This window comes from Streptomyces sp. NPDC058470 (genome assembly GCF_042721055.1).
In the GTDB taxonomy this organism is placed as follows: domain Bacteria; phylum Actinomycetota; class Actinomycetes; order Streptomycetales; family Streptomycetaceae; genus Streptomyces.
On record NZ_JBHXMF010000010.1, the window covers coordinates 18,577 to 37,199 of the forward strand.

The window sequence follows — 18,623 nt, forward strand, 5'->3', positions numbered from 1 at the left end:
ACGGGACCCCCAAGGCAGGAGCAGCAGCCTCAGGGACGGAACCAGGCGCCCCGTTCGCCCACGGTGTCGCGTCGGACGGCAGCGGGCTTCCCTCCACCGACTCACCCGACGGGAGCCCCGAGACAGGAGCGGCAGCCGCAGGTGCGGAATCCGACGGCTGGTCCCCCAGTGACGTCGCGGCGGATCGCGGTGGCGGGGTTGCCTCTCCCCCGGAAGCCCACGCGGCCGCGCCCGCGTCCTGTGGTGCTCCCGGCGTCTGCGCGTCCTCGGACATGCGTAGGCTCCCCCTCCGTCGTACGTTCCGTCATGCTACGGCCCGAGCCTGTACCAGGTGGGCCGCCGCCTACGATGATCCCTGAACCACCGATCAGCCGATCACCCGCGTCCCACCTACCGCGTTGCAGGGACGCCGTTCCGGGGAGGAACCCTTGACCGACCACCACACCCCGCGCGATGCCGCCCGTCATCCGCACGCCTTCATCGCCGGACTTCCCAAGGCCGAACTGCACGTGCACCACGTCGGCTCAGCCTCCCCCCGTATCGTGTCCACGCTGGCCGCCCGTCATCCCGATTCCAAGGTGCCGACCGATCCCGAGGCCCTGGCGGACTACTTCACCTTCACGGACTTCGCCCACTTCATCGACGTGTATCTGTCCGTCGTCGACCTCATCCGCACCCCGGAGGACGTCCGGCTGCTGACGTACGAGGTCGCGCGGGACATGGCCCGGCAGCAGGTCCGTTACGCCGAGCTGACCATCACCCCGTTCTCCTCCACCCGCCGTGGCATCGACGAGCGCGCCTTCATGGACGCGATCGAGGACGCCCGCAAGGCGGCGGAGGCCGAGCTCGGTGTCGTACTGCGCTGGTGCTTCGACATTCCCGGTGAGGCGGGGCTCGAAGCCGCCGAGGAGACGGTACGGCTCGCCACCGATGACCGGCTGCGCCCCGAGGGGCTGGTCTCCTTCGGACTCGGCGGACCCGAGATCGGCGTACCGCGACCGCAGTTCAAGCCGTACTTCGACCGCGCGATCGCGGCCGGCCTGCATTCCGTGCCGCACGCGGGCGAGACGACGGGCCCGGAGACGGTCTGGGACGCGCTGAACGACCTGCGCGCCGACCGTATCGGACACGGCACCAGCTCCGTCCAGGATCCGAAGCTGCTCGCGCACCTCGCCGAGCACCGGGTCGCCCTGGAGGTCTGCCCGACCTCCAACATCGCGACCCGTGCGGTCCGCACGCTCGACGAGCACCCCATCAAGGAGTTCACCCGGGCCGGCGTCCTGGTGACCATCAACTCGGACGACCCGCCGATGTTCGGTACCGACCTGAACAACGAGTACGCGGTCGCCGCCCGCCTCCTCGACCTCGACGAACTCGGCCTCGCCGCACTCGCCAAGAACGCCGTCGAGGCGTCGTTCCTCGACGCGCCCGGCAAGGCGAAGCTCGCCGAGGAGATCGACACGTACGCCTCGGCGTGGCTCGCGCCCTGACCCACCCACCCGTCACCCGGCCACCACCCCTCAACGAGCCGCTTCGCGGCGCCGAACCTTCACAATGGGGCCATGCGCACCGTGACTGCCGTGGCCCATCGCGGCGACCCCTACCACGTCCGCGAGAACACGATCGACTCGCTGCGTTCCGCGCTCCAACTGGGCGCGGACGCGGTCGAGATCGACGTACGGCTCACCCGTGGCGGCGTCCCTGTCCTCCTGCACGACTCGACGCTGAAGCGGCTGTGGGACCACGACCGACCGCTCGGCTCGCTCTCCTCGGACGAGGTGCGCGAGCTCACGGGTGGCGGGGTGCCGACGCTGGCGGACGCGTTGGCCGCGACCGGGGACGGCCGGATGATGGTCGACCTGCCGGGCGCGCCCGACGCCGGGGCGGTACGCCGGATTGTGGACGTCATCCGTGACTGCGGGGCGGAGGAACGGGTGTACTACTGCTCGGGCGCCGCGGCCATGCTCGCCGTGCGCGCCGCCGACTCCGCAGCGGAGATCGCGCTCACCTGGACGACGTCGGCGCCGCCGCGGCCCGCCCTCCTCGACGCGGTGCGCCCCCGCTGGCTCAACTACCGCTTCAGCCTGGTCGACCGCGACCTCACTGCGCGCATCCACCGCGACGGCTACCTGCTGTCGGTCTGGACGCCCGACACCCGGCGCTCGATGCGAAGGCTCCTCGATCTCGGCGTCGACTCGATCACGACGAACCGGATCGACACGTTGTGCGCCCTGCGCAAGGGGTAGGGCCCCGCCCTTGCTCTCCGCCCAACTTCCTTAGCGGTGCGATCTCCTGGGCGTCCGCGCCTCCCCCGCCCACAGCCCGATCAGCAGCTCGCCGCTGCCTCCGGCATGCCCGCACCGGTCCAGCCCGCCTCTGTTCCGGGCAGCGATCCCGCCATCCATAGGAGGGGAGGAGGCAGGAGGCAGGAACCAATTTCGGACACGACCCGATGAATCAGAATTAATGAACGGATGAGCCCAGCCTCATCCGACCGCGTCGGCGCGGGCGCAAATCGGGGCACGCCGAAAGGAACTTGGTGCAACCATTCCTTTCGCATGGGCGGACCATGTGCAGATCAACTCCTTTAATGAAAAGGGGAGTTGGCCAGCATTCAGGCGGCGAAGAGGTGACAGGTCGGCAAGGCTTCATTCATCGCAGCGAGCGACTTATCGCCACTCACTGCGAGGCACCCGAGATCGGCGCGCCGGCCTGCGGGCCGGTGGGCCACCAAACGAATGGAGAACATCATGGGCTTCATCGGTGAAAAGTACGGATTCAGCCCGGAGGAGACCATTCTGGCCGCCAGCGAGACCAAGGCGCTTGCCGAGCTCGCCGACGAGACGCCGGACGGAGTGGAGGACGTCGAGAACGCCTGACGCCTCCGCCCGATAGCAGTCGAATGAACGCCGCGGCCCGGGACTGTTCTTCCGGGCCGCGGTTTCGTCTCCGTTTCCGAACGAGGAGAGAAATCCACATGGGAAAGAGCTCTTCCATTTCTGCTGCTGAGCGACAGTGCGGCGAACGTGCCCTCGCCCTTGCCGAGGCTTTCGACGCCGGCATGCGCGCCGTCTCCGGCCTGGGCCTGACCGCTCGCCTTGAGGCCGTCACCGACGCCGACCCGGGGGCGTGGCTCTGCACACTGCACCGCGGACAGGACATAGCGCACGGCGCCTTGGGCATGGGCAAGGGCCACACTGAAGAGTCACGCGTGGGCGCTGTCTTCGAGGCGCTGGAACACCACCTCAGCGGAGTCGACCGGCTGACGGCCGACGACCTGACGCTGCGCTCGGCGTACGAAGCGGCGACCGGAGAAGCGGCACGGGACAAGGCTGTCGCCCTGCTGACCGAAGGGCCGGACGAGCCGCTGGCATGCCTGTCGTACGACGCGCTGACAGGCGGCCCGAGCATCTGGATACCGCTGTTCCTCTCAGTACCCGACTACCTCGAAGACCACTCCGCCGCTCTGCGCACCGCGGTCGGCGACGACTACCCCTATGTGTCAGTTGGGCGGTACTCCGTGAACAGCGGGTGGGCAGGAGGCTCCGACGTCACGGAGGCATCCGTCCACGGACTGAACGAGATCATCGAACGCGACGCCCTCTCCCTCTTGCTGGTGGACCAGTTCCTCTCCCGTCGGCCCGGGCCCCTGCGCGTGCTCGACCCCGCGACGCTGCCGCAGGACCTGACCGAGCTGCTGGCAGCCGCGGAGGCGATGACCGGACAGCGCGTCTGGATCATCGACATGACGACGGATGTGGACGTACCCGCGTACACGGCATACGTGCAGCCCGCACCGGGCGAGCCCTCCCACGTCCGGGGCTGCGGCGCATCCCTGTCCCGCAGGTACGCGATCGAACGGTCGCTCACCGAACTGATCCAGCAGTACCTGGGCGCACCCCTGAAAGACCGCCTCGCCGATCAGTTGCCCACACGGCGAATCAAGACAGGCGACCATCCCCGGCTGCACGCCTGCTACCTCGCGGACTTCGCCGAGCCGCTGAAGGAACGGGCCGAGTACGTCGCGTTCCAGGACACCGAGGCTCCCGGCTCACCGCAAGGGCACCTGGACCACCTGCTGGACGTACTGACCCAGCGAGGCTGCGCCGCCTACCGCCGGGAGCAGTACGTGACCGACGACCTTGCCGTGGTGAACCTCTTCGTGCCAGGCATGGAGCGCTTCGCCATCATCACGGACGGAAACCTCGTCCTCCCCGGCGAGCGCGGCACCGCCCTGCTCCACGACACACAGGCCGCCCGCTGACCACGCGACGCCCACGGCCCTTTCACTCGCACCGGGCGAAGGGGCCGAAGGCCCGCGTGAACATGGCCCGGTGAGCAGGTCGGCGTGGGCGCCTCGTCGTTGCCTGTTTCCTGCGCGGCTAGGAGCAGTCCCTGACAACATCCATACTCGGTAAAGGAGTTACTCGGGGTCGCCATCAGGGCCAGAGCCCTTCTCACTGAGGATCCGCCCAGCCGCGGGCAGTCGCAGGATGATCACAGACATCCACGCACCTCAGGAGCAGCTCATGCGGACACGCGCCCGCGCCGTCACCGCCGCCGCCCTCATCCTCGGCCTGACGGCGGGCCCGCTGGCAGTCCCCGCCATCGCGGCCTCATCCGCATCCCCATTCTTGGTCGTCCCGTTCACCGCAGGCGGCACCAGCCGAGTTATCTCCATCATTGGCCCCAGCCAGGCACTAAGGGCGTGCAGATCTTTAACTCGTGGCTTTCTGCTCGGTGATTCGTTGGTCCGGCATGAGCGCGCTGGATGGGCAACGGGCCGTGCTGGCAGCAAAGTTCGAGGCGATTCTGCCGCACCTCGGCGAGCGGCAGCGTCGCCTGCTGATAGGTGCGGAGCCCAGTCTCTCGGCCGTGGCAGGATCAGAGCGGTCGCCCTCGCCGCCGCCGGTGATCAGTGTGGACACGAAGAAGGAGGAGCTGGTCGGCCCGTTCAAGGACAACGGCCGTGAATGGGAGCCGCGAGGCGAGCTGGCGCGGGTCGACACCCACGACTTCCCCGACGGACCTTGCCCCGGAATCTTGAACACGGGTTATGCGGCTGGGGCCAAGCCAGTTGATGTTGTGGTGAGTGCTGTTTCGTAGGCGATGGGGCTGCATTGTCCGAGGCTGGAGTGGCGGCGTCGGGTGTTGTAGCGGTGCAGCCAGCGGAACAGGTCGAGGCGGGCTTCGCGCTCGTCGGCCCAGGCCCTGCGGCCCTGGAGGGTCTCCCGCTTGCAGGTCGCGTTGAAGGACTCGGCGAGTGCGTTGTCCGCTCGACGGCGGCCAGGGCCTCGGTGACCAGTTCGGCGCGCATGTGGCCGGTGATCGCCCAGCCGGTCAGGCGCCGGGAGGCGAGATCGATGACCGTGGCCAGATACAGGAACTTCCCTCCGGCCAGCGGGAGATAGGCGATGTCGCCGACGCACTTCGTGTTCACCGCCGCGGCGGTGAAGTCGCGGCGGATGAGGTCGGCTGCCTTCGCGGCGGCCGGGTCCGCGATGGTGGTGCGGTGCTTCCTGCGCAGCCGCAGTCCGGCCAGGCCAACCTGGTGCATGATGCGGGCGACACGCCTTGTGGTTGACACACTCGCCCTCCCGTAGTTCGGCGGTGATCCTTGGGGCGCCGTGGGTGCCGTCCGAGTCCTGGTGAACCGTGCGCATCCGCGCGGCGAGCTTCGCGTCGGCTGCCTGACGGGCCGCCCGGTCGCCGCCGGTCCTGCGCCACTAGTAGAAGCTCGAGCGGGCGATGCTGAGGAGGGTGCACAGCCGCTTCACGCCGAAGCGGCGCTGGTGGTCGGCGACGAACTGGAAGCGGTTCACCAGCGCGTCTCCCCGGCGAAATACTTCGCCGCCCTGCGCAGGATCTCGCGTTCCTCCTCCAGCTCGCGGACCTTCTTGCGCAGGGCCGCGTTCTCCACCTCCAACTGCGTGGACGGCTCCGCCGGCGCCTCCGACCGGCGCCCCCTCGGCCGGTTCGCGCCAGCCGCCCGTACCCAGTTCCGCAACGTCTCCGGGTTGACTCCCAGATCAGCGGCAACCGACCTGATCGTCGCTCCGGACGCGACTGGTACAGCGCGACCGCATCCGCCTTGAACTCGGCGGGGTAGTGCTTCATGACCACGAGATGTCCGTTCTCAGATCCGCAGGATCCGGTGTCTCGTGTGTCCAACATCAGGGGTCAGGGCCCGCTCTCACGGTTGCCCGGCAGATGGACCAGCATGACGTAGCGGGTGGTCCGCTCGACCAGGGTGCCGATGGCCGATGCGTTGTCCTTGCCGATGATCAGGTCTCCCTCCCAGCGGCCCGGGACGGCCCTGTCCTCGGCCTGGACGGGCCGCTCGCTGATCATCACCATAGGGGCGCAGAAGCAGGGAGTTCGCTGGTCCGGGCGGCGTTGTGGCTTGCGCAGGGTGCGGCCGGTGCGCAGGGCCCTGGTGAGTTCGCGGCGGAGTTCACCGCGGCCCTGGACGTTGAGGGCCTGGTAGATCGTCTCGTGCGACACGTGCATCTCCGGCTGCCCGGGGAAGTGCAGGCGCAGGCTCCGGCTGATCTGCTCGGGGCTCCACTTCAGGCCCAGCCACGACTGGATGGTGTCACGTAGCCGCAGGTTAACCGCGATCTTCCCGCTCCCGGCCCCGGGGGCGTCCGGTTCGGGCACGGCGGTGAGCGGCGTGGGGGCGGTAGTCCCCGCTGACGGGATGCCGGTTGCGGCGGATCTCCCGGCTGATCGTGGACGGGCTGCGGTCCAGCTCGGCCGCGATCGCGCGGACCGTCGCGTTCTCCCGTAGCCGGTCAGCTATGTGGATACGTTCGTCCTCGCCCAAATATCGCGAGTCGCCCCGGGCTTCGGCCCGTGCCTGCCAGGGCTTGCGGGTGAAGACCGCGACCGCCGGCGCGTCTTGCGCCCGCAGTCGCGGCCTCTTTTTGCGTCCCTCGGGCCGTCCGTACCGCCAGTCCCGGCCCGTCCGCTCGTTCACTCCCACGATCCGGCATGCCTGAGCGCTGCCCATTCCTTGATCCACAAGAGAAAGGTAGAGCTCACGCTCCTTCAGGAGCTTCCTGGGCCCCTGCGGACTCCGGTTCTCCCGAACCTCTAAGTCCATCGTGTCCCCCTACATCGGGGTGTTGCAACGACCTCTTGAACTGAAGGTTGTGGCGAGGCTTCGATTCGCTATCGGGAACACCGAAGTCACTTTGGCCAACCCGCGCGATCTTTACCTCAGCGTGAAATTGACATCTGAAGCAGGCTGCACGCGGAAGACCAAGAAGGCAAGGCGTCTTGAACCTGCTTCAGATCCGCATTCGAATAGTCGGGCGGCACGTCGCCAATTCCTTCCAATTCAAGGACATAGAACTCCGCCAGATCTCCCGCCACTGCAAGGTGTGCGTCCGGGAAGAATGCGAATCTGGCACAAAAAGATTCGCCCAATCGGTCAGGAACACTGGATACGACCGTGAGCGCCGTGAGAGGAACATGCTTGGCCGACGACTTCCAGTCGAAGGAGCGCAGCCCTCGGACTACAAGCAGCGCAGAATTTCCCACTTCAAACTGCAAGGAGGTACGCAGCTCGAAGAGAAGAGCCGCGGTGGAGGTCAAATTACACACCCGGGAGTCGAGCAACTGCGCCTCTTGCAACGCGTCCACTTCTCGCAGGGGATCTACTTCGATCGAGTCGCGAACCGCCGAATATGGCCTGGTCTGGACCAGGTCATTTATCGAGATCATGGGATCGGGATGTGATTGTAGGGGTCAGCCTTGCTAACCGTCTGTCCAGTTAGGGGGTTGACTGACTGTCCTGCTTTATTCATGTACACCACATAACCATTCGGATACTGATACTTGCCGGTGGTGACAGGATCCATCACTCGAACTTGCGCCACCCGAGGATCGAGACCTTTAGTTCCGGCCGGAATATCGTAAGCCCAGCCCTTACCTGTGACGACCGGTGTGCCAGCAGCCCCCCTAGGCAGTGGCAATACCTCTCCGGCAGGCCCAGTCACCGACCCGACGGAGCAGCTGCTGTTGTGAACGAGTACCGGAGTTTTGCCAACCAGCACATAGTACGTGTGCAGGTCATCGACGGTGAGGTTGTAGGTAGTCGCGTGCTGGGTGTAGCCCCGGTTGCCCGTGACGATCACGGTGTCACCGGTGTCGGTGAGCAGGGTCATACCGGTGGTGAGGCTGCCGGCTTCGACCCATCCGCCCTCGGACGGTGACCAGAACGGATGTTCGTGGGTCGCCGTCAGTTCCTTGACACCGTCTTCAGTGGCGATGGAGAGCTCATTGAAGTACTTGTCATCCTCGGTGATGATGAGGCGGGTGACCTCACGAGGACCGCTCTCGCCGGTTTCGGGGTCTGTAGCCAACACCGTGTCTCCGACCTCAACATCCTCGATGTCTTTGGTCTTGCCGTCCGCCATGAGGACATCAGTGCCAGCCAGGAAGCACTTACAGCCGTACCGCCCTCCTCCAAGACCCATAGCAATGAGGCCGAGTGTCTCCTCGAGGGTTCCAGCGACCAACTGTTCCATGTTCGCGTCAGATGCACATTGCTCGGCGTGGTAGAGACAGTAGGTTGCCGCGATCTTCTTGGCGCCGCCTACATCGCCGGTCTCCAGAAGGTAGTTATATGCCGCCTGGCATCCGGCACGCCCGTAGCACGCCATCGACAGTCGACTGCCCTCGCCAACAGGCGTGTCCCAGTAATCACCGAACCCGTTGTCTGCGGTCGCGTAGGTATACCAGTACCTCAACAGATCAGTAACGTCATCAGTCTGAGGTCCCTGGGCGATCAGGACCTGCTCCACCGATTTCGTATCGACATCTGCAGTCCCACCCCCGCCACCGGCGTTTGCAGGGGCGACCGAGCACGAGCCTTCATGGCAGCTGCCGGCGCTGGGGTTGCTCGGGTCAGTGGGTCCAGTGGTGATGATGCCGCTTGAGCCGCCCACCACGTTGCCCTTGGGGGTGCCCACGCCGCAGACATCTGCCATGCAGAGGCCGGTGGGGTCGCTGTAGGTGCCGGGGTTGTTGTCGGCATAGCTGTAGCCGTTAAGGGACTGGACATCGTCCACGGCGAGAACCGGGTCCACGCTGATGAATCGGCCCGCCAAGGGGTCGTACTCGCGTGCGCCGACGTGGGTAAGGCCGCTGGAAGGGTCGGCGGAGGCGCCGAGGAAGGCCTTGTCGTCCGGCCAGACGCCGATCGTCTGGCCTCTGCTCGCGCCGAACGGAGTGGTGTAGCGCTTGGTGACCGCCTGTGCCGTGGCGTCGACAGCGAGGGTGCTGGTGCCGTGGTGGTCGGCGGCCAGCCAGGTCAGTTTCGAGGTGCCGGACTGGTTGCTGCGCAGGGCGACAGTGGAGCCGGCGCCGGTGTAGTAGCGCTGGGCCCAGAACTTAGCGGTCGTGGTCGAGGTGTCGAGGTGGACCTCGGTGGCGCCCAGGTACAACACGGTCTCGCCGCCTGTATTGCGGCGTATGAGGAGGTTGCCGTCGGCGTCGTAGACGTAGCCGGTGGTGCTGGTGCCTTCCTTGAGCGTGTCGAGGCGACTCTCCACCGACCAGGTCAGGCTCTGGGTGGCCGTGCCGTCGGGGCGGGTCGTCGTGTTGCCGGTGGTGTCGTAGCCGTATGCCGTCGCGACGGCCGTGCAGGTGGAACCGGTGGTGGTGGCGGTGAGCCGGTGGACCTTCGTGGCGTCGTAGCAGGAGGTCTTGGTCGTGGTCGCGCTGGTGGTGCGGGTGGTCTCGGTGGCGCGCAGACCGGAGTCCTTGTACGTGTACGACGTCCAGTACGGGGCGGCGCCGACCAGGTTCGCCGTCGTGCGGCCGGCGGTGGCGCAGTCCGCCGTCGACGGCGTCCACGCCTCCACCAGACGGCGGTGACCGTCGTAGGTGAAGCACTGGTTGTCGGCCTTGCCGGTGCCACCCAAGGTGGTCGGGTCGGTGATGGCGGTGACGTTGCCCGCGTCGTCGTAGCTGTAGTTCAGCTCCTGGAGCTTGTAGGCGTGCGTGTCGTCGGTCACCGACGACCGGGTCAGGCGGTCGGTGCCCTCCTCGTACAGGTTGCTGACGAACATGTTCTTGATGCCCGCGGCCTCGGAGGTACCCAGGGTGAGCACCTCGGGCTGGCTGAGCGCGGAGTAGCTCGTGTCGAGGAGGTAGCCGCTGGCGCCGCCGGTCTGGGTGTTGAGGCCCAGGTCGTTGTACTCGTAGTCGACGATCTCGGACGCGAGGCCGCCCGCGGCGGGCTCCGTGACGGACTGCTGGGTGCCGTCGATGTTGTAGTAAGTGGAGAAGGTCAGCGGCGACGTGACGGCCTTGGAGGTGACTAGTGCGTCGGTCGCTGGCAACACGAGCTGGGTGGTGGTGGCACGGTACATGCTGTCGTAGACCGTCACCTTGCTGGTGTAGGCACTGCCGGTGACACCGCCGACGTAGCGGGTGGAGGAGTCCAGCTGACCCTTGAGAAGCGTGTCGTAGGTGTAGGCGGTGAGCTTGTTCGCGTCGACCTGCTCCTCAGTGGTGGAGGTCAGGTCGGCGGTGGCGGGCGCGGACCAGGTCCCGGTGGCGCGGCCGAGCACGTCGTAGGCGCTGATGATGACCCGGCCCGCCGCGTCCTTGGTCCAGGAGACCTGGTCCAGGGCGGTGTAACCGGTGGTGGACGCCCCCGTGTCCGGGTCGGTGGCGGAGATCTGGCGGCCGTACAGGTCGTAGCCGTAGGACCAGCTGCTGTCCGGCCCGGTGATGGTGGACTGCCGGCCGTCGCGGGTGTACGTGAACTTCGTGGACGTGTAGGACGCGCCCACGGTCGAGCCATAGCCGGTGTCGGCGGGACTCGTGCCGGAGTACTCACGGGTCTCGACCGTGCGGCCCTGGGCGTCCACAATGGTGCGGCCCGCGGAGCCGCCGGTGACGCCCGTGGTGGCGGTTGAATCACCCGTGTACGTGGTGCTCGTGCTCCAGTCCTTCACACCGTAGATGTAGAAGGTGCTGGTCACGGGCCGCTCGGCGCCGTCGAACAGAGTCTCGGCCTGCTTGGGGGCATGGCCGTATACGGCGCGGGTGTACGTACCGCTCGGGGTGGACGTCGTGTCGAAGACGTCGGCGTACGTCTCGTAGGCCAGGCCGCGGCTGTCGTAGCGGGTGTCCGTGAGCAACCGTCCGCCCTGCGGCGTGGGGGTCTGGATCTGTAGCGGCCGCATCAGTGAGTCGTAGAGGGTGTAGGTGGTGTTGTAGGTGTCGCCGTCGGCTTTGATGGACGAGGTCGACGACCAGGACGGGGCGTCGTTGGTGACGGAGTAGGCGTAGGTGTAGTTGGCGCTGTAGGCCGCGGCGCGGGAGCGGTTGGGCAGCCAGGTCGCGGTCATGCGACCGAGGGCGTCGTACGACGTCTCGGTGATCTTGTTGTTGACGTCGTAGATCTTGGTTGCCACGCCCCGCGCGTAGTCGGCGTAGGTGTAGACGCTCTGCGTCTTGGCGTTGGTGACCTTGGTCTTGGTCAGCGGACCGGCGTCGACCGGGGTGTAGGTCGTCCTGGTGGTGTTGCCCGCCGCGTCGGCCGTGGTGGCTCCCCGGCCCAGGGCGTCGTACGTCGCGCGGCTGACGGTCTGCCAGCTGGCCGGATTGCGTTCACCGCCCGTGGCCGTGGCCGGATAGGCGGAGGCGCGGCCGGTCCAGGTGGGGTCGCCGAGAGTCGGCGTCTGTGATGCGGTCCAAGCGGTGACAGTGGCCGTGCCGTCGTAGACGACGGCGCTGTCGGACAGGACGTCGCCGCGGGTGGCGACGGAGGTCGGCAGGGACAGGTCGGTCTCGGCAGTGGTGCAGGCGCGGCCGACCACTCGGATGCGGGTGACCAGTGAGTTGATTCCGAGGGCGGTGTTGGCGGCGTACCAGGCGCGGGTGCATGTCTCGTCACCGGTGATCGCGGTATCGCCCGCGTCGTACACCTTCAGCGGCTGGCCGTAGGCGTCCCACTCGGTGGTGGAGGTGGTACGCGTGCGCCAACTCTGCCTCGCCGTCAGGTAGGTGTGCGTGTCCGCCTGCTCCGTGCGAACGAAGTACGCCTCGGCGTCCGCGTACGACTTGTGCTGGGTGGCGGTACGGCGGGACCAGGGGTCGTTGACGGTCACGGCTACCGGGGTCGAACCGTCGTAAGTGATCTGCTCACGCAGGAAGCCCGCGAACTGATCGCTGTCGGTCTGGTCGGTGACATCCAGGCCGGCCACGTCGACGCCCGCGACCGAGACCGACCTGGTGGCTGTGCTGTCCTTGCGCTTGTCGCCGTCCATGCCCTGCAGGTACAGGGAGACGGTCTTCGACTGGGTCTTACCGGCGATGCCCTTGGTGACGGTGACCTTGCCGTAGCCACGCCAGACGGACCAGGTTCGCTCGTCCTCGGGGGTGAGCGGGTCGTCGTTGTGGCGCCAGGCGGGGTCGGCGTAGCTGTAGGAGTTCTCGGTGTTCTCGTTCATGCCGGTCGGGTCCGCGGTGTTGACGGCGGTGACGCGGTACTTGTGGAACCAGTCGAGGGACGCGTCCTGGGCGCCGTTGATGTTCCAGTACTGCGGATAGCAGGACCTGGTGTTGTCGTCCTCCGCGGCCGGCATGTTCGTGCCGCGGACGCACTCCGCTCCGGAGAGGGTGACCGTGGTGATCGCGCCCGTCTCGGAGGTGACCGTCCTGATGCGGGGCCGGGTGAGCGGCAGGATGTCGTCGGTGGCGTCGACCCGGTTGGCGCGCATCTCGTAGGTGAAAGTCACCGGGTCGAGCGCGATGGTGCCGCCGCTCTTGCCGGTGTGTTGGACGGACTTTAGCGTCAGGGTCTGGTCGGAGGTGTCGCCGATATCGCCGCCGTCCTTGTATTCCTGGGTCAGGTCCCAGTTGTCAACGGCGGTGAAGTCGCTTGCTGTGGCCGACCAGGCGTAGGTGGTGACACTGGCGAGGCGTTTGCGGGTGAAGAAGGCCGGACTGGCCGAGTCGCAGTCCGCGCCCGAGGCGCAGATCGCGTCGAAGGGGACGTCGGGCCAGTTGTCCGCGGTGGACTCCTTCAGCTCCGAGCAGTCGGACGCGGTGCAGCGCTCGTCGTAGGAGAAGGTGACCTTGTCAGAGGTCACGCCGGAGAACAGGGCGTCCTTGTCCTGACCGTAGAGGATCTTGGTGAGGTAGCCGCCGCGGATGACCTTGGCGGTGGCGGTGGCGGCGCCGTTCTTGGCGTAGTAGTTGGTCTCAGGCGTGTACCAGTACGTCATGGCGTTGTCGTGCACGTCCACGACGTAGTCCAGGTTCCAGCGCCAGGCCTGGGTCACGGAACGGTCGGCGAAGGCGGAGCCCTGGTCGTATCCGGGTTCGCCGGAGTCGTCGCCGTAGACCGGGACCGTCCACGTGGAGTTGGTGGCGTCGGCGGTGCCTGCACCGGGTAGCTTGTTGAGGCCGAAGACGTACCGGGTGCCGTCGCCAGTGGTCACCGTCCAGTATTCGCCGTTACCGTCGCCGTTATCAGCGCCGGTGGAGTGGGTGACGGTCGAGGCGTCGTCGGAGCTCAGCCGCCACACGCCGGTGGTGTCGTCCTTGATCAGCTCGCTGGATTTGCCGTTGAGAATGATGGAAGCGTTCTCGTACTTCCAGCACAGGTCGTACTTGTCGCCTTGGCCGTCATCGTCACAGGAACCGTAGGAACGCTCGATGTACGACGAGGAGGAGATGCCGAAGCCCTCGCCGACCTGGCTGCCCTGGTTGTTGGTCGAGGCGGTCCGGCCGTCGACACTGCCGGAGTCGTAGGACAGTGACACTCCGGGCGACGGCCCAGCCGCGGTGGGCGGTACGGGCATGTCGTACGACCAGGTGAAGGCTCCAGAGGAACCGCCTGCTTCCCAGGTGGAGGAGGAGGAGAGCGGGCTCGCCGTGTAGTCGCCCGAGCCGGACGCGGACGCGCCGGTGGTGGCGGCCAACGCGAGGACGGTAACAGCCGATGAACCTGCCGCGGAGGCCGATCCAGCGAGCGACACTTCAGCGGAGACGGTCTGGCCCGAGATGTCGTTGTGCGAGTCGAGCGGTGTCTGCTCGCGGCAGGCCGCCTTGTCCGGGGTGGTCAGCGCGCAGGCCGGGAGCTGGAACAGCCGGAGGCGGCCGGACCAGTCGCCGCCGTAGGCGGAGGCGAAGGCCGCGTAGTCGATGCCGATCTCTGCGGTGCCCGGCTCGGCGGTGGATGCCGCCAGCACCACGCCCTGCACGCCTGCGGCCTCGGTCTTCTCGCGACTCTGCACCGCGATCCGGGTGTCACCTGAGGCGCCGTCGGACGTGCTCTTGAGCGTCACGGGCAGACCGCCGGCCGTCAGCCGGGGGGTCTTGCCCTTCCCCGCCGGTCCCGCGGTCGCCGAACCGGTCCTCGGCCAGGCGGCGGTCTGCTGCTGCGTGGCGGTCCGAGCCTGGGCAGTGTTGGCCTTCTGGGCCGCGGCCACGTGTTCCCGGGCCTCCTTGGCGCCCAGGCCAGTGACGGCGTAGACCTCGCTGACCTCTTGCTTCGGCGCGTCGGGGCGGCCCAGGCCGCCACCGCCACCGGCCGCCTGTGCCGGGACCGCGACACCGGTGGGCACGATCAGTGCCAGGACGAGGGCCGGCAGCACTCTGCGTCCGAAGGCGCCCTTGGCCCAGCGGGCCCGTATACCGGCATTCATGAAACGACTCCCCACGTGAGCACGACGGACAGGAACCAGACGGTGGAGCGGGCGGTCAGGCACCGGTGGCGCCCACGGTGTCGGCTATTTGCTGCTGGCTGGCCATGGCTCCGGCCCAGATCCGTACGTCGGTGATCCGGCCGGCGAGATAGTGGGCCCAAGCGGAGTTCACGAAGCCCTTGCCGACCGCGAAGTCACCGGAACCGGCCACGGCGGTGTAGGCGAGTTCGGAGTCGCTCTGGTTGGTGCCGATGTACAGGCTGATCGTGTTGGCATACGCGTCGAACACACCCGTGAGCTGGGTCACGCTGTTGGCCGAGACGGTCGCGGCCTCGTCGGAGGCCACCGCCGTCCAGGTGCCATCGGCGTTCAGTCGGCCGAAGTACCACTTGCCGACCGAAAGGTCCGCCTCGGTTTCCGGATCGGGCTGGGTTCCGGTCTTCTCGAACCACAGGCCCCAGGACGCGCCGTTGGCATCGCGCTGGCCGATGACCTGGGCAACATAGCCGTCCGGCTTGGCCGCCATCGCGGTGGTGTCCAGCTCCACCGCGGCCGTGGCCGTGAAGGAACCGGACTCGTCGACCACCGGCCCGGCTGTGAACGCTGCGTCGTCCGTGCCGTCAAGCACGATCGCCTCGCCGTCCAGCGCTGCTCCGCCGGCGAGAGTGAGTGTCCGCCCATAACCGGAGACCCTGTCGGTCAGAGATGTGCCGCTTGCTCCGTCCGGCTCCCAGGCAGCCACCAGCTCGACGCCCGCGGTGTCGTCCGCCTCCAGCAGTCTGGCCACCTCGGCGATTTCGCCGTCGCCCAGCAGCCGCTGCCAGACCTCCACCTCGTCGACCCGACCGCGCCAGTAGTTAACGTAGGTGCCTGGGGTGTAGGCGACCCGGCCGAACTGCAGCGAGCCGTCCGCCACCGTCGCGTCCGACGTGCTGGGCAGTGCCACCGGTACGCCCTGCTGCCGCCCGTTGACGTAGAGGCTGATGGTCCGGTTCTCGGAGTCGTAGGAACCCGCCAACTGAGTCCACGTGTTCAGCGGGACCCCGGCGGCCGTCGCGTTGACGCCCTGGATCTTCCGTACGCCGTTCTCGTACCAGTTCCACAGGAACACCCAGCGCTGGACACCGGGCGAGTAGTACAAGGAGAAGCCGGAACCGTCGCTGCCCGTCTCCGCCAGGACGGTGCGAAAGGCCGAGGAGTCGGTGAGATAGGCCCACGCCGAGACGGTGAACGAGGACTTGGTGTTGACGACCGACTCGGCGGTGGCCGCATACCCGGACTGGCGCGCGGCGTCGGAGACGTCGTTCAGCCAGAGCGAACGGTCGCCGTCGCCCCGGCGTGCCTGCGAGGACCAGCCCGACCCGGTCGTGTATAGCGTGGCGTTGTGCCGCGCGCCCTCGGTGGCGGTGTCCGCCGCCGTCGTCACTCCCGAGCCCTCCGAGGCATCGTCGAAGTGCCAGTGGCCGACCGAGGGCTCCCCCTCCTTCACCTTGAACTCCACGATCGACTTCGTGCCCCAGCCGTTGGCGTCCTTGGCACGGACCTGGAGCTGTTGCAGGCCCGCCAGCCGTGGCGTGATCCACGGGCGGACCGTCGCACCGGCGACCGGAGCCGACCAGGTCTTGTCGGTGGAGAGCTTGTACTGGTACTGGGTGTTGGTGGTGTCCCCAGTCGCTGGAGCGAAGGTGAACTGCGCCTTGGTACCCGGTCCGCCGGCCTCGGCGCAGGCGCCGTTGGCGGTGCACTCGGAATACGGAGCGCCAAAGGTAATCAACGGGGCCTTTGGCGCCGTCGTATCGATCTTGAAGTAGCACCAGTCCTTCATGGTCGTGACGGTGCTATGTGACTGCAGATAACTGCTGTCGTCGTTGTAGAGCGACCGGGAGAACACCGCCAGCCGGTACGACGCCCCGTCAGAGAGCGTGATCGGCGACGGAGAGGACACCAGTCCGTTGTCACCGACGGAGCCACTGGTGGGCCGTACCGGCTCGGTTGCCACGTCCCAGGTGTCGTCCTTCTGCTTCTTCTGGATGTAGAAGTACGCCCGAAGGTGTGCGCCGCTCTCTCCGCCCGGCGCGGTCTGCGGCCGCGCCGTCAGCATCGGCGTCGGGTCCGCGACGATGTCCGGATCGGCGGAGCTGGTCTCGCAGCTGATGCCGCTTCCCTGCACGATTCCGGGGCTGGTCGGTACGGCAGGCAGCCCGACGTACTTCACGGACAGCACGGCGTCGTCGTCGAAGCGCTTCCAGCCATTGGGATCGGACTCGTTGTCCGCCTTCACCATCAGCGTGAGGCGTGAGATGTCACCGGCGGCGAACTTCGCTACCGTCGAGGTCAGGTTCTCGTAGCTCTGGGTCGGGTCGTCGTTGAACTCGATCGGAGCGTCCGGCTGATCCGGGTCGCACAATGAGCCCCGCCCCGCCGCCACCGTCCGGTCTCCCACGACATCCCAGCCCGCCGTCGGACCCGGCCAACGCGTCGCGGAAGAGATGTTGCCGGTCCGCACCAGCTCGACGACTGTCTTCGTACACGACATCGACCAGCGCTCGGTCACCCGGAAGGTGGCGTCGAGTACGTGCTTGCCCGCGAGCCTGGACGGCGAGAACTCGAAGTACATGCGCTGCTTGTAACCCGAACCGCAGTAGTAGGCGTATCCGCCCGTGACATAGGTGCCGCAGTAGCCGACGCCCTCGCCGTCGTCGCCGCCGGAGAAGTTGTAGAAGGTGTCGCCGTCCGAAGACAGCACAGTGCGCTCGGACTCCTCCAGCGCCACGTCCGGGTCGATGTACAGCGGGTAGACCGTGTCATCGCCGCCCAGCAAGTCCACGTCGGGCACAACCGCCACCGCGTCCGCGGTGACCGTCACGGGCAGTACGGCGGAGGCGTCACCGTCACCGGGGCCCTCGGCCGGGTCGGCGACGGACTCGCCGTCACCGTCCTGGACGGGATCGCCGTCGGTGGCCAAGGGGAGCGACATGGTGGATGTCCCGGCCGCGTCGGCGTCACCGGCCGAGTCCCACATCCGGGCGGCAGGGGAGCGGAACACCGTGTTGCCGTCCTCGTCCACCGCGGCCAGACCACCGCCCGCGCGGCTGCTTACCGTCAGGCCCTGGGTCTCGAGCGAGAACTCGATCCTCTCCAGCTCCGGATTGGCCGCCGCCTCCGCGGACTTGACGATCAGCACCTGCCGGACGCCCTCGACCGTCGCCATCAGCCGCAGGTCCACCCCGGGCAACACATCCGCGTACGTGGCCGAGGCACCGTCCAACGTGGGTTTCGGCAGGGTTCCCGGCCAGCCCAGGCGCAGCCAAGTCCCGTCCTTGGCCAGCGTGACCAGACCGGCGCCATCGCCACCGGCGGAGAAGGCTATTTCCGCCACAGCCGCCTTCGGCCCTATCGAGCCGTCGGCCCGGAGCTCCAACGTCGCATCCGGCGCCGCCCACGACCCGTCCGGCAAGGCCGCGCGCACCGGGACCGCGGACTGTTCCAGGGTGAAGGAGTAGCCGTCCGGGTTGGCATACGTCGTGGAGTACTCCCCGCGCTCGGCGACGACCTCGACCTCGTCCCCAGAAGCCGCCGCCTGCTCCAGCGCCGCCGACGCCTCGGACGTCGAAGACTCCGCAGCCTCCGCTTTCGCAATTGGCGCAGCCACACCCAACGCAGGCAGAGCTGCCAGCAGTGCTGTCACCGTCAGACCGGAGACGAATCGTCTTACCCGGCCGACGCGCCCGCCCTCCGGACAGCGCAAAGAAGCCCCACCCATGCCCCTACCCCCCGCACCTTCACATGATCTTCACGACTTTTCGAAGATCCCACAGTTGATGGAGCATCGTCAATCAAATTGATGTGAATACAACATGTCCCTCAAATTCCGAGCACTAACCAACAATCAGCAACACACCCCAGGCTGGAGCGGCAGGAGGTCCCCCGAGGCCAGGGTCCCGTGGC

7 protein-coding genes and 3 pseudogenes are annotated in these 18,623 nt (G+C 67.3%); 5 read left to right on the forward strand and 5 right to left on the reverse strand.

Annotated features, from left to right (window positions below):
- Positions 1 to 398 precede the first annotated feature (398 nt).
- From ACFWP7_RS09710 to ACFWP7_RS09730, 5 genes and pseudogenes are all read left to right on the forward strand, one after another.
- Entirely contained in the window at positions 399 to 1,490 is a 1,092-nt protein-coding gene (locus tag ACFWP7_RS09710) for an adenosine deaminase (RefSeq protein WP_384378734.1), read from the forward strand.
- Between the two features lie 72 nt (positions 1,491 to 1,562).
- Positions 1,563 to 2,246 (forward strand): glycerophosphodiester phosphodiesterase, encoded by a 684-nt coding sequence (locus ACFWP7_RS09715; RefSeq protein ID WP_384378737.1) that lies wholly within the window; start codon positions 1,563 to 1,565, stop codon positions 2,244 to 2,246.
- Between the two features lie 504 nt (positions 2,247 to 2,750).
- A complete protein-coding gene (locus tag ACFWP7_RS09720; RefSeq protein ID WP_384378740.1) occupies positions 2,751 to 2,879 on the forward strand; it encodes a hypothetical protein in 129 nt (42 codons plus the stop codon).
- A 98-nt stretch (positions 2,880 to 2,977) separates the two neighbouring features.
- Positions 2,978 to 4,264, forward strand: coding sequence for a YcaO-like family protein (locus ACFWP7_RS09725; protein ID WP_384378743.1), 1,287 nt, complete (start codon positions 2,978 to 2,980; stop codon positions 4,262 to 4,264).
- A 644-nt stretch (positions 4,265 to 4,908) separates the two neighbouring features.
- Positions 4,909 to 5,106, forward strand: a pseudogene (locus ACFWP7_RS09730) (ISAzo13 family transposase); the annotation flags it as partial.
- Here the strand turns inward: ACFWP7_RS09730 and ACFWP7_RS09735 are convergent.
- The 5 genes and pseudogenes from ACFWP7_RS09735 to ACFWP7_RS09755 form a co-directional block, all read right to left on the reverse strand.
- A pseudogene (locus tag ACFWP7_RS09735) lies at positions 5,055 to 6,123 on the reverse strand (IS3 family transposase). The pseudogenes ACFWP7_RS09730 and ACFWP7_RS09735 overlap by 52 nt on opposite strands.
- A gap of 72 nt (positions 6,124 to 6,195) precedes the next feature.
- Positions 6,196 to 7,105: pseudogene (locus tag ACFWP7_RS09740) on the reverse strand (IS30 family transposase); the annotation flags it as partial.
- Between the two features lie 116 nt (positions 7,106 to 7,221).
- Entirely contained in the window at positions 7,222 to 7,728 is a 507-nt protein-coding gene (locus ACFWP7_RS09745) for a hypothetical protein (protein WP_384378746.1), read from the reverse strand.
- Positions 7,725 to 14,675 (reverse strand): polymorphic toxin-type HINT domain-containing protein, encoded by a 6,951-nt coding sequence (locus ACFWP7_RS09750; protein ID WP_384378749.1) that lies wholly within the window; start codon positions 14,673 to 14,675, stop codon positions 7,725 to 7,727. Before ACFWP7_RS09750 ends, ACFWP7_RS09745 begins: the two co-directional genes overlap by 4 nt.
- A gap of 55 nt (positions 14,676 to 14,730) precedes the next feature.
- Entirely contained in the window at positions 14,731 to 18,327 is a 3,597-nt protein-coding gene (locus ACFWP7_RS09755; RefSeq protein WP_384378752.1) for a LamG-like jellyroll fold domain-containing protein, read from the reverse strand.
- Between the last annotated feature and the right edge of the window lie 296 nt (positions 18,328 to 18,623).

What these genes read in the sequence shown, in the direction of transcription:
- ACFWP7_RS09720 (WP_384378740.1), top strand. Translation starts at nt 2,751, where the DNA reads ATGGGCTTCATCGGTGAAAAGTACGGATTCAGCCCGGAGGAGACCATT.
- ACFWP7_RS09750 (WP_384378749.1), bottom strand. Translation starts at nt 14,675, where the DNA reads ATGAATGCCGGTATACGGGCCCGCTGGGCCAAGGGCGCCTTCGGACGC.
- ACFWP7_RS09715 (WP_384378737.1), top strand. Translation starts at nt 1,563, where the DNA reads ATGCGCACCGTGACTGCCGTGGCCCATCGCGGCGACCCCTACCACGTC.
- ACFWP7_RS09725 (WP_384378743.1), top strand. Translation starts at nt 2,978, where the DNA reads ATGGGAAAGAGCTCTTCCATTTCTGCTGCTGAGCGACAGTGCGGCGAA.
- ACFWP7_RS09745 (WP_384378746.1), bottom strand. Translation starts at nt 7,728, where the DNA reads ATGATCTCGATAAATGACCTGGTCCAGACCAGGCCATATTCGGCGGTT.